Origin of the sequence: Mycobacterium sp. SM1 (genome assembly GCF_018361265.1) — a bacterium.
Classification (GTDB): domain Bacteria; phylum Actinomycetota; class Actinomycetes; order Mycobacteriales; family Mycobacteriaceae; genus Mycobacterium.
Genome location: NZ_JAFLNH010000002.1, coordinates 279523 through 293261, shown reverse-complemented (window position 1 = coordinate 293261; position 13739 = coordinate 279523). Strand labels below are relative to the sequence as shown.

The window sequence follows — 13739 nt, the reverse complement described above, 5'->3', positions numbered from 1 at the left end:
AAGGCGAACGGATCGCACAGTCACTCGAAGATGATCACGAAGACTCACTCAATTGACTAAGCTAAAGCGGCGGACATTTTCAAGTCGCCTCATTCGCCAACCTCCAGTTCGTTTTCAGCGTGCTCCAACAGAGGTGAGGAATGCACGGTGGATGGCGTTGCTGAGCCGGGTGATGTCGTCGTTTAGCGCTGCTCGAGAGCCTGATTCGACGAACATGCTGTGTTGGATCAGGCGGCCCTTACCCGGTTGATTTGAGCCGGCGATGTAGGTGCTGTATTGGGCCCACACGCGTAGCCCGGTGGTGTTGAAGTATCCGCTGCTGCGCACCGCGATCACCCCTGGAACTGGCGGTGTCATCAGAGTCTGGGCGGTGATGTCGTTGGCACGCAGGTCGCGCAGCGTGCAGTCGGCGTTGGCTCGCACGACATCGACGGGAGCGATGCCGGTGAATCGAAACACGCTGATCGTCTCACACGCCTCCCCGCCGCCCTGGGATTGCCGACTGCACACCGCGATCCGTGAGGGCTGAACAGCGTTGCCGTCCAACCGGGCGATACGCCAGCCCGCGGGCACACCCAACACGGTCAACCACTCCGGTAAGCGCTCGGCGGGGAGCTGAATTAGGTCGTCAACGTGGCGCGCCACCACATCGACCAGCGAGGACACCGCCGCCAACCGGTGCCACTCTGAAGGTTCCTGCGCCGCGGCTGTCATGGGCTGAACGGGTGCGAGAGCTTACGCAGTTGGGAGAGGATCCACGCTCCGACCGCTCCGGCTCCTGCAAGTGCTCCTCCGACGGCTGCATCGCCAGGCGACACGGGGGGAGGCGACGGGATCGTGATTGGTGGGCCAGACGGCGGTGGCATAGGCGCGACCAGAGGTGGCGCATCGGGAACGTCCCAGTCGAAGATTGGCGGGGGCTGGCTGGGGGTGACCTGAAACCCGGGTGGTAAAGGGTTTTGCAACCACGGCGGGAGCGTCGCTGGATCGACGACCTGCGTTGGCGGCAGCGTGATCGGTGGATGGCCAGATTGCACCGGCAGCGGCGCAACGGGGGGATGATTTAGCTCCGGCGGCAGCGTCGGAGGAGCACTAATTACTGGCGGTGTTTGCGGGCTTGCGGGTGGCGGTTTGGCACCCTCCACGGGTTCCGGCAGATGAACCTTCTGATTAGTTCCGTCCGGGTAAGTAACGTCTAATGTCGGCCCCCATTTCTGGCTCTCTCGTATGCCGATAATGGTTCCATCATCGAGAATGCGCCGCGTCCCTGCATAGGGTCTCTTGGTAGGAGGCGCATCGGGCGCATTCTGGGTGAGGATCCCAAACTTCTCTCGAATTTCCTCCGGCGTGGGAAGCTCTTTGACGCCCTTGTTCATCCCACTGGGAAGCGGATCTAGCGCCTTGTGTACATCTTGCGCTGTTTTGGTCGGTTTGTGCGGAGGTGTGGGATTGCCGGGGCTCGGTGCCTCCGGTTGGTGGCCGTAGCCGACCAGCTGCACCCCGTTGTGCTCTGTCTTCGGTGATCGCATCTGGTCGATGCCGAGGAGCGGAGTGTCGCCGAAGCCGATGGTGCCGAGCCCTTGGGTGGCGGCCAGCATGTTAGCCGAAATTTCGCGATCGACGGCGACCAGCCCGGCGGCGCAGTGGCGGATATAAGCGGCATGTGCTTTGGCTTGGGCTTGTCGGGCGGCCTGCCCCTCGCGCGAACCGCCCGTGCGGGTGTCAGTGACCGACAGGTCTTCAGCCACCCGGAACCCGTCGGCGCGGGCCTCCGCCACCGCATCCAGCGTGTGCTGCTGGGCGCCGTCAAGCTGATCGGCACCCCGCTCGGCGATGTCCGCGGCCTCATGCAGCTGATTGGCCTTCCCGACGGTGATCACCCAGTCGTTGTAGGTGCGCGCTTCCAGGGCATCGGCGGTCGCCCCCTGCCACACCACCTTTTGCGCGGCCTCATCGCGCAGCTGGGCGGACACCTGCTCCCAGCGGGTGCCGGTGGCCCGCCAAATGCGGGCGGCTTCGCGCAGCTGCTCGCTGGGCACCGACTGGATCTGCGACAGCGTCGGCAGCCACCCCGCCGCAGCCATTTACACCGTCGCCGACTTGTCCACCGCGGCCAGCTCGGTCGCCGAGTCCGCCTCGTGGGCGACAAAGGAGGCGTCGGCCGCGGCGATCTTGGCGGCCGTGGTCTGTGTCCGTGCAGCCAGCGCATCACCAGTCACCGTGGCAGCGGCATGCACAATGTTCACCGCTGCCGAGCTGTCCCAACACGAGACCCCAGGCGCCGTCGGCGCCGTCCCGGCGACCAGCTCGCTGGCCAGGCCCTCGGTGCGGCCAACCAACGCCTGCACGCCACCGACGTCGACCCGCAGCTTTTCCATTCCCGGGAGTGTAATCGGTATCCCAGCATCGAAGCAGTCGAGAGCAATTGTCAAGACCTAATAGCCGGGTAGGGCACAGGACGATTCCTTGTCAAGACCGTGGGGCTGGACCCCTGTCCACAGGCTGGAGCTGGCCTGCTGCTTTGCGACCTTTCGAGTGGGTGGTCGGTCATCAAGTGTGTCGGCGGAATGCCTGACCGATACCGCGGTCGGCAAGACCCCGTCGGGAGAACGGCGACGTCGGCGTGTCGTGACCGGCCGCTCCTCGGAAGGGGTTGAGGCTGGATTCGTGGTTCGAGCCCGCCTGCACGATCGACACCTGGTGGCGTCCCAATCGCGGTGTAAAAGTTCGGGCATAGATTCCGCTCACTTGCGATTGTGATTTTATGCGATGGCGCCGACAGCATCGGCCGGCGCCGCTCCGGTTTCGGCGCGTACTTCCGAATTTCGTTGCGGCAGTTGGTTCGGTGGGTCATGCAACGACCTTCGCAGGTCCTGTAGTAGCCGTAGCCCGGCCGGTGTCATGGTGAACCCGCGCCAGCCGGCCGAGGCGCGGTCGAGTACGGCCCACACCAGCTTCAGGCAGGAGTGCTCGCCGGGCAGTCGGCCGATGACCTTGACTCGGCGGCGGGTTTCCCCGAAGGTCCGCTCGATGAAATTGGAGTGGCGCACCCGGGCCCAATGCTCCCGTGGGAACCGCAGGTAGACCGTCAGCGAGTCACGGTCATCAAGCAGACACCGCACCGCCGCCGGATACGAGTCGCGCCAACGCTTGGCGAACGCGTCGATCCTCTTGTGCACGTAGGTGACCGCGTCGCGGCCAGGCGCGATGTTCTCGGGCACATCGAAGATCGCCCAGTAGTCGGCCTTCACCTCGGCTTGGGCGTTTTTGGGCACTTTGGCAAGGATGTTTCTGGCGCGATGCACCAGACACCGCTGGCGCAGCGCGGCACCCATGGTGCGCTCCACCGCGCCGATCAACCCCGGTGCGCCGTCGCTGATCACCAGCAGCGGGCACGCCAGCCCGCGCTCGCCGAGCCCGCGCAAAAACCCCTCCCAGGCATCCCCGGACTCACTGCAGGCGGCCTCCAGCCCGACGAACACCGGTTTGCCGTCGGTGTCGATGCCCCACGCGGCCAGCACCGGCTCGGCCGAGGCGTTGGCGTGGTACGTGAAATGGCTGCCGTCCAAAAACAGGTAGTCCAGCTCCACCTCGTCGAGGCGCCGACGGCTCCAGGACGCGACCTGGGTCTTGATGTCTTCGCAGACCCGCGACACCGTCGACTTCGACACCGCCGCGCCCTCGCCGAGCGCCTCGACCAAGGTGGCCTCCACGTCGCGGGTCGACAACCCGCGCACGAACCCGGCGATCACCAGCGACTCCAGCGCGTTGGTCTTGGTCACCCCCGTGCCGAACAACTGGCTGGCGAACCGCTCGGTGGTGCCGCGCACCTTCGGCCGCTCCAGCGTGATCGGGCCGGCGGTCGTTTTGACCGTGGTCGGGCAATACCCGTTACGCATCCCAGCCCGCGGATCCTCGCTGGTAGCGGCCCGCTGGTAGAGATCCCGGCCCAAAAACGCGCTCACCTCGGCCTCCAACGCGCACTGCAGCAGTAGCTGCGCGCCCAACTGGGCCACCCGCTCGACTGCACGCGACAAATCCTCACCACCGGCGAACACCCCATCAATCTCTGCCTGCAACCGCTGCGCAGGCGATATCCTCTTCGACACGGACGTAGGCTCCTTTCCTCAGACTTCCCGTCTTGGAGGGAACCTACGTCCGAACCCTTTTACACCGCCGCAGGGACACGACCTAATCGACGGGGAGCCGCTGAGCTCTGATCGTAAAGACCGGGGTCGTGCGGGTTGCTGGGATCGCGAACGGCTCAATCGGAGGTCAGGCTGGGGTGTTCCCGGTGAATGAGTCCGCCTTGTTTTAGAGTCTTGTGGCCCCCGTGGATGGGTGTGGAAGGGACGATGAAACACATGGCTGGTCGGAAGCGGCATTCCGCGGAGGACATCGTGCGCAAGCTGCGCCGTGCGGATGAGCTGGGGGCGGCAGGCAAGACCGGTGAGGAGATCGCCGCCGAGCTGGAGGTGTCGCCGGCGACGCTGTATAACTGGCGGCGCACCTATGGCGGGATGGATATCGATGCCGCCAGGCAGCTCAAGGAGTTGCGGGAGCAGAACGCGAGGTTGAAGCGGCTGCTGGCCGAGGCGGAGTTGGAAAAGGATGCGTTGCGGGAGGTTGCGAAGGGAAAATTCTGAGCCCGGCCGCCAAGCGTCGCGCCGTGGACATGCTCAAAGAGGTGTTGAGCATGTCGGAGCGGTTGGCGTGCAAGGCGGTTGGGCTGGCTCGTTCTACCTACCGGCGCACTCCGGTCGCGCAGACCCCGGCCGACCCGGATGCCGATCTGCGGGCCTGGCTGCGCGCCTATGCCACCAAACATCCGTGCCAGCCAAAGGCACCGGGAGGGCTTTCTATTGAGGCGGTGTGCTGACGGTGGTCGCACGATTGACAGGTGTGAGGGATGAGTACAGCGCGCGAGAACATACTTATTCAGGGGCTAGCACGCGCAGGTAAAAGCACCCGCACAGCATCAAGATCGTTGAGCTTGGCACCGGGGCTGAAAATATCCGCCGACGCCTCCCCGACGTCCCGACGTCACCCGCCGCGCATCTTGCCAAGCCGGCCCTTCGTTACTAGGATGTCCTAGTATTCCTGATGTTCACTCCGTCGCCAAGGACGCCCCATGACCACACAGATTCCACACTTCATCGACGGCAGGCGCACCACCGGGCAATCCAAGCGCAGCGGTGACGTGTTCAACCCCAACACCGGCCAGGTCCAGGCCACCGTGCCGATGGGCACCAAGGCCGATGTCGACGCTGCGGTGGCATCGGCCGTGGAAGCACAGCAGGGCTGGGCCGCATGGAACCCGCAGCGCCGGGCGCGAGTGCTCATGCGCTTCGTCCAATTGGTCAACGACCACATGGATGAGCTGGCCGAGTCGCTCTCGCTCGAACACGGCAAGACACTGTCGGATTCCCGTGGCGACATCCAGCGGGGGATCGAGGTGATCGAGTTCTGCATCGGCATACCCCACCTGCTCAAAGGCGAGTTCAGCGAAGGCGCCGGACCGGGCATCGATGTCTACTCGCTGCGCCAACCGCTCGGCGTGGTCGCCGGTATCACCCCGTTCAACTTCCCGGCGATGATCCCGCTGTGGAAGGCCGGTCCCGCCATCGCGTGCGGAAATGCATTCATTCTCAAGCCTTCTGAGCGAGACCCGTCGGTACCTGTGCGGCTTGCCGAGCTGTTCGCCGAAGCCGGACTGCCGCCCGGTGTCTTTCAGGTCGTCCACGGCGACAAGGAGGCCGTCGACGCCATCCTCGGTCACCCCGACATCAAGGCGGTCGGTTTCGTCGGCAGTTCCGATATCGCCCATTACATCTACGCGACGGCCGCCGCCAACGACAAGCGTGCCCAATGCTTCGGGGGCGCAAAGAACCACATGGTCGTGATGCCCGACGCCAACCTGGATCAGGCCGTCGACGCCCTGATCGGTGCCGGATACGGCAGTGCCGGCGAACGCTGCATGGCGATCAGCGTTGCGGTTCCCGTCGGCGAACAAATTGCCGAGCGGCTGCGCGCCAGACTAATTGAGCGCGTCAACGCCCTACGGGTGGGCCACAGCCTGGATCCCAAGGCCGACTACGGGCCCCTGGTTACCGAGGCCGCGCTAAAGCGAGTGCGCGATTACATCGGCCAGGGGGTGGCGGCGGGCGCTGAAGTGGTGGTCGACGGCCGCGAGCGCCGCAGCGATGACCTGACGTTCGGTGACGCGAACCTCGAGGGCGGATTCTTTATCGGGCCCACCCTGTTCGACCATGTCACCCCGGACATGTCGATCTACACCGACGAGATCTTCGGACCGGTGCTGTGCATCGTCCGCGCCCACGACTACGAGGAAGCGCTGCGACTGCCATCACAGCACGAGTATGGAAACGGGGTGGCGATCTTCACCCGCGACGGGGACACCGCGCGCGACTTCACCTCCCGGGTGCAGGTCGGCATGGTTGGTGTCAACGTGCCAATCCCCGTCCCGGTGGCCTACCACACCTTCGGTGGCTGGAAGCGCTCCGGTTTCGGTGACCTCAACCAGCACGGACCGGCGTCGATCCAGTTCTACACCAAGGTGAAAACCGTCACCTCTCGCTGGCCATCGGGCATCAAAGACGGTGCCGAGTTCGTCATCCCCACGATGAAGTAGCGCCAGCGATGCAACTCTTCGGTCTCAATGACGACGAACGGGTGATCGTGGAGACGGCGGCGGCGTTCGCCGAGAAACGGATCGCCCCGCATGCCCTGGAATGGGACGCCACCAAGCACTTCCCGGTGGACGTGTTGCGTGAGGCGGCCGAACTCGGGATGGCGGCAATCTACTGCCGCGACGACGTGGGGGGCAGCGGGCTGCGCCGGCTTGACGGGGTGCGCATTTTCGAGCAACTGGCCATCGCCGATCCGAGCATCGCCGCATTCTTGTCCATCCACAACATGTGCGCCTGGATGATTGATGCCTTCGGCACCGAGGAACAGCGCAAGATCTGGGTGCCACGGCTGGCGACGATGGATTCCATCGCCAGTTACTGTTTGACCGAGCCTGGAGCGGGATCGGATGCCGGCGCGTTGCGCACCCGCGCCGCCCGGGAAGGTGGTGACTACGTTCTTGATGGTGTCAAGCAGTTTATTTCCGGCGCCGGAGCCTCGGACGTGTACATCGTGATGGCTCGCACCGGAGCCGAAGGCCCCCGCGGGATATCGACGTTCGTCGTAGAAAAGGGAACCCCCGGGTTAAGTTTCGGTACTCATGAAGAGAAGATGGGCTGGAATGCGCAACCGACGGCCCAAGTGGTGTTCGAAGGGGTACGGGTTCCCGCCGACGCGATGTTAGGTGGCGCAGACGGCGAAGGCGCCGGTTTCGGCATCGCGATGAACGGCCTCAATGGGGGCCGGATCAACATCGCGGCGTGCTCGCTCGGTGGCGCTCAGGCCGCGTTCGACAAAGCGGTGCCGTATTTGCGGGATCGCCAGGCGTTCGGTGGCAGTTTGCTCGACGAGCCGACCATTAGGTTCGCCTTGGCCGATATGGCCACCGCGTTGGAAGCATCGCGAATGCTCTTGTGGCGGGCGGCGAGCGCGTTAGACAGCGACGACGCCGACAAGGTCGAGCTGTGCGCGATGGCCAAACGCTATGTCACCGACGCGTGCTTCGACGTCGCCGATAAGGCTCTGCAGTTACACGGCGGCTACGGCTATTTGCGCGAGTACGGTTTGGAGAAGATCGTGCGTGATCTGCGGGTGCACCGAATCCTCGAGGGAACCAACGAAATCATGCGGATGGTCATCGGCCGCGCCGAGGCCGCGCGCGTCCGCGCCACCGCGTAGGAGAGCCGATGGCCAATTCCGTCAGGATCGCGTTCCTAGGTTTGGGCAATATGGGTGGGCCGATGTCGGCGAATCTGGTTGCCGCGGGCCATCTCGTCCATGGCTTCGACCCGATGCCCGAGGCCGCGGCCGCCGCCGCCGAACACGGTGTCGTCATGTTCGACAGCGGAGCCGAAGCGGTAGCCGGGGCGGAGGTGGTCTTCACCATGCTGCCCAACGGTGACGTCGTCAAACGCTGTTACGCCGAGGTCCTGCCCGCCGCGGCATCGGGAGCGCTGTTCATCGATAGCTCTACCATCTCGGTCAGCCACGCCCGCGAGGTGCATGCCTTGGCCGACTCGCGGGGAAACCCCCAACTCGACGCTCCCGTCTCCGGTGGCGTAGCGGGTGCGGTGGCGGGCACATTGGCCTTCATGGTCGGTGGCGACGAAGCCGCCCTCGAACGCGCGCGCCCGGTGCTGGAACCCTTGGCGGGCAAGATTATCCACTGCGGGGCGGCTGGAGCGGGCCAGGCCGCCAAGCTGTGCAACAACATGGTGCTCGCGGTGCAGCAGATCGCGATCGGCGAGGCCTTCGTGCTGGCCGAGAGGCTGGGATTGTCCGCGCAGTCGCTGTTCGACGTCATCACCGGCGCGACCGGCAACTGCTGGGCGGTGCACACCAACTGCCCGGTGCCCGGGCCGGTGCCCACGTCACCGGCCAACCATGACTTCAAGCCGGGCTTCGCCACCGCCTTGATGAACAAGGATCTGAGCCTGGCGATGGATGCGGTGGCCGCCACCGGCTCGGCCGCCCCGCTGGGCAGTCATGCCGCGGAGATCTACGCCAGGTTCGCCGCCGAGCATCCCGACAAGGACTTCAGCGCGGTCATCGAGATGCTGCGCGGGAGCTGACGGGGGATCCGGACCGCTTCCGGCGGGTCCACCATTGCCCATGCAGCCGCTGGCAACCCGCGGCCAGCAACGGCTCGGGTTCCCCACGTCGCGAGTCGTAGCCGGATCGGACAGCGACCGCACCGGGGAACTTCTGGCCGGCGGTGTAAGCGGTGGTGACGACGACAGCGGGTAGCCCGGCGGCGCCGGCCGCTGCGAGTCCCTGAACCGAACCCGTCACAGCCAGGGCGCTTTCGGGCGTCACTCCCAGCTCCCACAACGCTAGCCGGTATAGCTCGACATCCCCGTCGCGCGGGTCCACATCGTCACCGGTCACAATGGTCTCGGCAAGCCCGTCGCCCACGAGTTGGCGTACCAGCGATTCGACTAGCCCCCGAGGCTGGGCGCTGAGCACGCCCACCCAGATACCGGCGACGAACAGGCTCATGATCAACTCGATGAGCCCGGCCCTGGGCGCAACATCGCCACCGAGGACGCACTCGCCGAACACCGCTGTCTTGGTTCGGTAGATCTGGGCCGCAAGCGCGCCGGCGGAGCGGCCGAAGCCCCGCCGCCGAAGCTCTGTCGCGACACGGCGCTCACCGTCGGAAATGCGCAACAGCCGCCCGTACTCTTCGGCTGCCCAACTGATGTCGAGACCGTGTGCGGCAAATGCGGCGTTGTACGCCACCCGATGGCCATCCCGTTCCAGGTCGGCCAGCGCGGTCTCGGCATCGAACAACACCGCACGCAGGGGCTGGACCGCGGTGCCCGCCGGACGTGCCCGCTCCCACCAGAACGTCCGCGTCTGCATCGGCACGGTTCGCACACCGGTAGCCTGCCCGGCAGCGTCGCGCTGGTCGTCCCCCATGAGGGGGATTGCCATGGCTAATCACGGCGGGACGCCGGCCGGCGCCGGGCCTCTGCCCCACCCCTGGTGGCCGTGGTGCGCTGCGCGGACGACGCGTTCTAAGGTGTTGCCATGGTGGTCGCGTCCGCCAGCAAACCTGTGCGACTCGTGCTCGTCGACGACCACGAAATGGTCATCGAGGGTCTCAAGGCGATGCTCGCCGCATTCGGCGATAGGGTCCAGGTGATCGGGCAGGCGGTAGGGGCGGAACGCGCGATAAGCGTCATCGACCGCCTGGATCCCGATATCGTGCTGTGCGATGTCCGCATGCAAGGCTGCAGCGGATTAGACCTGTGCCGGGCGCTGCGCGAGCGCAACCCGCACCGCAAGGTCGTCATGTTGTCGGTGTATGACGACGAGCAGTATCTGTTTCAGGCGTTACGGGTGGGCGCACGCGGCTACCTGTTGAAAAGCGTCAGCAGCGACGAGCTGGTGCGCCAGCTCGAGTTGGTTCGCGACGGGGAGACGGTCATCGATCCCGGAATGGCGGCCCGGGCGGCGGACACGGCGGCGCGGCTGCAGCGCGACGAGTTCTGGCCGGGCGCGCGGCAGGGATTGACGCAACGCGAGAGCGAGATCCTCGCGTGCATCGTCAGCGGGTTGTCCAATCGCGGCATCGCCAACAGGCTCGTCATCGGCGAGGAGACGGTTAAAAGCCACTTGCGGTCGATATATCGCAAGCTCGGTGTCAGCGACCGTACCGGCGCGGTGGCGACCGCCCTGCGCGAGGGAATCTACCTGTGACGCCCGCGGGCCGGGATAAACCCGACAAACGTGGACCACATGCGGTGCGCGACCTCGTCGACGCCGATCGCGAACTGGTCCTGCTGCGCGAGCTCATCCAGGCCGCCTCGAGCGGGCCCGGGGTCGAACCGCTGGCGGCGGCCGCCGCGCGGATGATCACCGCGGCCACCGGGACCGACGTCTGCTTCGTGCACGTCCTGGACGACAGTGGTCGCTCGCTTACGCTCGCCGGCGCGACACCGCCGTTCGACGCGCAGGTGGGCAAGATCCGGTTGCCGCTGGGCTCCGGGGTCTCCGGATGGGTGGCGACGCACCGGGAGCCCGTGGTGATCACCCACAACAAGGAGGGCGACCCGCGCTACCTGCCGATCCCATCGTTGCGTGGACGGGATTTCACCTCGATGGTGTCGGTCCCCATGGAAACCGACCCGGGCGGCCTGGTCGGCGTGCTCAACGTGCACACGGTCGCGCGGCGGGAGTTCACTCACGGTGATGTCGAGCTGTTGTCGGTCATCGGCCGGCTGATCGCCGGGGCCATGCATCAGGCGCGGTTACACCGGCAGCTGGTGGCTCGAGAACGCGCCCACGAGCTGTTCGTCGAGCAAGTAATCGAGGCGCAGGAGATCGAGCGCCGCCGGCTTGCCGGCGATATCCATGACGGGATCTCGCAGCGCTTGATCACCTTGTCATACCGCCTGGACGCCGCGGCCCGCGCCGTCAGCGACGATCCGGTCGAAGCCGCTCGACAACTCGATGAGGCCCGCCAGCTCGCCCAGTTGACTTTGCAGGAGGCGCGTGCCGCCATCAGCGGGCTGCGCCCGCCGGTGCTCGACGACCTCGGCCTGGCCGGCGGTCTAGCCAGCCTGGCCCGCTCGATGCCGCAGCTGGATGTGCGCGTGGATGTCTCTGATGTCCGGCTGCCCGAGCACATCGAGCTGGCGCTTTACCGCATCGCGCAGGAAGGCCTGCAAAACGTCGTCAAACACGCCCATGCGACGATCGCCCGGTTGAAGTTCGCAGTCGAGGATGGCGCCGCCCAGCTGGAAATCGTCGACGACGGCGTGGGTTTCGACACTTTCGAGAATCCGCTCGGCGGCGACGAGATGGGCGGCTACGGTGTGCTGTCGATGGCCGAGCGCGCCGAACTCGTCGGCGGCAAGCTGAACATCCGATCGCGCCCCGGCGCCGGGACGGCGGTGATGGCCACCATTCCGCTGCCGTCTGCCTAGTCTGTTCGCGTCCCCTAGGGGCCTGCGACGCGACGGTGGCCCGCACCGATCGTGTTTGCCTTGGCGCACACGCGAACCGGTGCGGCGATCCTTACGGGTCGTCTTCGTTGTCGTCGTGGAGGAGTTTTTCGGGGTGGTGAAAGGTGTTGACTCTGGGTTGGCCGTGGTCGAGGTGTGCCGGGGGGATCCATTCGGTGTCGCCGTTGGCGCGTTTGCGGGTGCTCCAGCCCCCGGGGGTGATCAGCCGGTGATGGCTGCCGCAGCCTAGGGTCAGGTCATCGATGTGGGTGGTTTTGGTGTGGGCCCACTGGCGCACGTGGTGCACCTCGGTGAGATAGCCGGGCACATCGCAGCCCGGGGCGCTGCACCCGCGATCTTTGGCGTAGAGCACGATTCGCTGACCCGGTGAGGCGAGTCGTTTGGTGTGATAGAGCCCGATCGCGCGCCCCTTGTCGAAAATCGCCAGGTAATGGTGGGCGTGCTGCGCCAGGCGGATGACGTCGCTCATGGGCAGCAGCGACCCACCCCCGGTGAGCGCGCGCCCGGCGCAGGCCTCCAACTCGCGCAGGCTGGTGGTGACGATGATCGACGCCGGCAACCCGTTGTGCCGCCCCAGTGTCCCCGACGCCAAGATCGCCCGCAGCGCGGCGTGCAGCCCGTCGTGGTTGCGCTGGCCGCTGCTGCGGGTGTCGTGGGTGATGGCCTCCTGCGACGGCGCGCCATCCAGGACCGGGGTGGGATCCTCGGGGTTGGCCATGCCGGGGGCGGCCAGCTTGGCCAGCACCGCCTCCAGGGCGGCGCGCGCGGCCGGGGACAGCCAGCCCCGCAGCGGCGCCATGCCGTCGGGGCCTTGGGGGCCCACCGTAAGCCCGCGCCGGCGCGCGCGATCCTCATCGGTGAAATTCCCGTCCGGGTTCACACAATCGCTGAGCTTATCGGCCAGCTTGGCCAGCTGCTCGGGGCGAAACAGCGCGGCGTGCTTCGCGAGCTGCGCCTCGGCGCACTGCCGGGTGTCGACATCGACCCAGCAGGGCAGCTGGTCGAAAAACCGGCGGATCACCGCGACGTGTCCGGCACCGATCTGGCCCTCCCGCTGCCCGGCGGCGGTCGCGGGCAGCCGTGGCGGCAGCGGCTCGCCGGTCACCGCCACCCGCCGCCCCAGATCCTGGGCCTCACCGATGCGCCGGTTGGCCTCCGCGCGGGTGATGCGCAGCCGCTCGGCCAGCGCCTGCGCCAGCGTGCCGCCCAGCTCCGCGGCGCTGGCCTGCCGGCGCACCCCGTTGATCAGCTCGTGGCGCGGCACCGGAAGCCGGCGGGCCTCCCGCTCCAGATCCTCCAGCAATCGCAACCGCTCCGGTGTGGTTAACACCTCAAAAGACAGCTCCAGCAGCCCGGAGACCGCCTCGTGCAGCGCGTCGAAACGCCGCGCGATCTGCTCCCGACTACTAGAAAACATGTTCGAACACTATCAGGCGGCGCCGACACACCGGCCTGCGCGCACGGCGTCCTGTGGATCAACCGCAGGCTGTGGACAACTCCCTGCCGCCAGGGCCCAGGGGCCAGGGGCGACGCAGGTGAGTGACACAAGTCAATTCGGTGATCCGTCGGCGAGCCCGACCCATTCAGAAATCCCCGGCGTTGTGCCGCAACGTTTCGATCGACGACACCAGCGCCCGGGCTTGTTCGACGGACATCCCGATATCGGCGAACACCTGCTCGTTGAGGGTGACGGTGGCGTCTTCGACCGTGGCTCGGCCCAGGTCGGTGATCTGCACCAGGGTGGTCCGGCCATCGGTGGGGTGCGGCAGCCGCTTGACCAGCCCGTCGGCCTCCAGCCGGCGAATCGCATGGGTGACGCTGGTGACGTGCACTTGCAACCGGTCGGACGCCTTGGTGATCGGCAACGCCCCGGTGCGGCTAAACGCCAGCAAGCGTAATAACTCAAAGCGGGAGAAACTCAGGTCGTATGGGCGCAAGGCCGCCTCGACGCGGGCGAGCAGGATCTGGTGCGCCCGCATCACCGAGGTCACCGCGACCATGCCGTCGGCAACCTCGCCCCAGCCGGCACGCTCCCAGTTGGCCCTCGCCTGAGCGATCGGGTCGGGTTTGGCGGATCGCTTGTCGGGTTGCTCGGCAGCCACGCTTTTTCTTACCGCA

General features: G+C 66.3%; 14 protein-coding genes. 7 read left to right on the top strand and 7 right to left on the bottom strand.

Features of this window, described 5'->3' with window-relative positions:
* Positions 1-114: 114 nt before the first annotated feature.
* From MSM1_RS11065 to MSM1_RS11050, 4 genes are all read right to left on the bottom strand, one after another.
* A complete protein-coding gene (locus MSM1_RS11065) occupies positions 115-714 on the bottom strand; it encodes a hypothetical protein (protein WP_213442169.1) in 600 nt (199 codons plus the stop codon).
* Positions 711-2084: a WXG100 family type VII secretion target gene (locus MSM1_RS11060; RefSeq protein WP_213442168.1), complete on the bottom strand. Its 1374-nt coding sequence runs from the start codon at positions 2082-2084 to the stop codon at positions 711-713. The genes MSM1_RS11065 and MSM1_RS11060 overlap by 4 nt, the downstream gene beginning before the upstream one ends.
* Complete coding sequence (locus MSM1_RS11055; protein WP_236055940.1) at positions 2085-2378, bottom strand: hypothetical protein; 294 nt, start codon at positions 2376-2378, stop codon at positions 2085-2087.
* A gap of 384 nt (positions 2379-2762) precedes the next feature.
* The gene (locus MSM1_RS11050) at positions 2763-4109 is read right to left on the bottom strand and encodes an IS256 family transposase (RefSeq protein WP_213442165.1); all 1347 of its coding nucleotides are present in this window, start codon (positions 4107-4109) and stop codon (positions 2763-2765) included.
* Positions 4110-4364: 255 nt separating this feature from the next.
* Between MSM1_RS11050 and MSM1_RS11045 the strand changes: the two genes are divergently transcribed.
* The 5 genes from MSM1_RS11045 to mmsB all read left to right on the top strand — a co-directional run bounded on the left by MSM1_RS11045 (position 4365) and on the right by mmsB (position 8720).
* Complete coding sequence (locus MSM1_RS11045; protein ID WP_236054795.1) at positions 4365-4646, top strand: transposase; 282 nt, start codon at positions 4365-4367, stop codon at positions 4644-4646.
* Positions 4647-4669: 23 nt separating this feature from the next.
* A complete protein-coding gene (locus tag MSM1_RS11040; RefSeq protein WP_213442163.1) occupies positions 4670-4879 on the top strand; it encodes a hypothetical protein in 210 nt (69 codons plus the stop codon).
* A gap of 252 nt (positions 4880-5131) precedes the next feature.
* Positions 5132-6652, top strand: coding sequence for a CoA-acylating methylmalonate-semialdehyde dehydrogenase (locus MSM1_RS11035; RefSeq protein WP_213442161.1), 1521 nt, complete (start codon positions 5132-5134; stop codon positions 6650-6652).
* A gap of 8 nt (positions 6653-6660) precedes the next feature.
* The gene (locus MSM1_RS11030) at positions 6661-7827 is read left to right on the top strand and encodes an isobutyryl-CoA dehydrogenase (RefSeq protein ID WP_213442159.1); all 1167 of its coding nucleotides are present in this window, start codon (positions 6661-6663) and stop codon (positions 7825-7827) included.
* A gap of 8 nt (positions 7828-7835) precedes the next feature.
* Positions 7836-8720: a 3-hydroxyisobutyrate dehydrogenase gene (mmsB, locus tag MSM1_RS11025; RefSeq protein WP_213442157.1), complete on the top strand. Its 885-nt coding sequence runs from the start codon at positions 7836-7838 to the stop codon at positions 8718-8720.
* Here the strand turns inward: mmsB and MSM1_RS11020 are convergent.
* The gene (locus MSM1_RS11020; RefSeq protein ID WP_236055936.1) at positions 8695-9585 is read right to left on the bottom strand and encodes an HAD family hydrolase; all 891 of its coding nucleotides are present in this window, start codon (positions 9583-9585) and stop codon (positions 8695-8697) included. The two genes, mmsB and MSM1_RS11020, sit on opposite strands and share 26 nt — an antisense overlap.
* A 96-nt stretch (positions 9586-9681) precedes the next feature.
* Between MSM1_RS11020 and MSM1_RS11015 the strand changes: the two genes are divergently transcribed.
* Both MSM1_RS11015 and MSM1_RS11010 read left to right on the top strand, forming a co-directional pair.
* Positions 9682-10353 (top strand): response regulator transcription factor, encoded by a 672-nt coding sequence (locus tag MSM1_RS11015; protein ID WP_213442153.1) that lies wholly within the window; start codon positions 9682-9684, stop codon positions 10351-10353.
* 44 nt (positions 10354-10397) lie between these two features.
* A complete protein-coding gene (locus tag MSM1_RS11010) occupies positions 10398-11582 on the top strand; it encodes a GAF domain-containing sensor histidine kinase (RefSeq protein WP_213442151.1) in 1185 nt (394 codons plus the stop codon).
* A gap of 91 nt (positions 11583-11673) precedes the next feature.
* On the opposite strand, the gene MSM1_RS11005 is transcribed toward MSM1_RS11010, so the two are convergent.
* Both MSM1_RS11005 and MSM1_RS11000 read right to left on the bottom strand, forming a co-directional pair.
* Positions 11674-13038, bottom strand: a complete 1365-nt coding sequence (locus MSM1_RS11005; protein ID WP_213441140.1) for an HNH endonuclease signature motif containing protein — start codon at positions 13036-13038, stop codon at positions 11674-11676.
* Between the two features lie 166 nt (positions 13039-13204).
* On the bottom strand, positions 13205-13723 hold the full coding sequence (locus tag MSM1_RS11000; protein ID WP_213442149.1) for a MarR family transcriptional regulator: 519 nt from the start codon (positions 13721-13723) through the stop codon (positions 13205-13207).
* Positions 13724-13739: the final 16 nt, after the last annotated feature.

Bases quoted from the DNA above. Each gene is read 5' to 3' on its own strand.
- MSM1_RS11065 (WP_213442169.1), bottom strand. From the start codon at position 714: ATGACAGCCGCGGCGCAGGAACCTTCAGAGTGGCACCGGTTGGCGGCG.
- MSM1_RS11060 (WP_213442168.1), bottom strand. From the start codon at position 2,084: ATGGCTGCGGCGGGGTGGCTGCCGACGCTGTCGCAGATCCAGTCGGTG.
- MSM1_RS11055 (WP_236055940.1), bottom strand. From the start codon at position 2,378: ATGGAAAAGCTGCGGGTCGACGTCGGTGGCGTGCAGGCGTTGGTTGGC.
- MSM1_RS11045 (WP_236054795.1), top strand. From the start codon at position 4,365: ATGGCTGGTCGGAAGCGGCATTCCGCGGAGGACATCGTGCGCAAGCTG.
- MSM1_RS11035 (WP_213442161.1), top strand. From the start codon at position 5,132: ATGACCACACAGATTCCACACTTCATCGACGGCAGGCGCACCACCGGG.
- MSM1_RS11030 (WP_213442159.1), top strand. From the start codon at position 6,661: ATGCAACTCTTCGGTCTCAATGACGACGAACGGGTGATCGTGGAGACG.
- mmsB (WP_213442157.1), top strand. From the start codon at position 7,836: ATGGCCAATTCCGTCAGGATCGCGTTCCTAGGTTTGGGCAATATGGGT.
- MSM1_RS11020 (WP_236055936.1), bottom strand. From the start codon at position 9,585: ATGGCAATCCCCCTCATGGGGGACGACCAGCGCGACGCTGCCGGGCAG.
- MSM1_RS11015 (WP_213442153.1), top strand. From the start codon at position 9,682: ATGGTGGTCGCGTCCGCCAGCAAACCTGTGCGACTCGTGCTCGTCGAC.
- MSM1_RS11005 (WP_213441140.1), bottom strand. From the start codon at position 13,038: ATGTTTTCTAGTAGTCGGGAGCAGATCGCGCGGCGTTTCGACGCGCTG.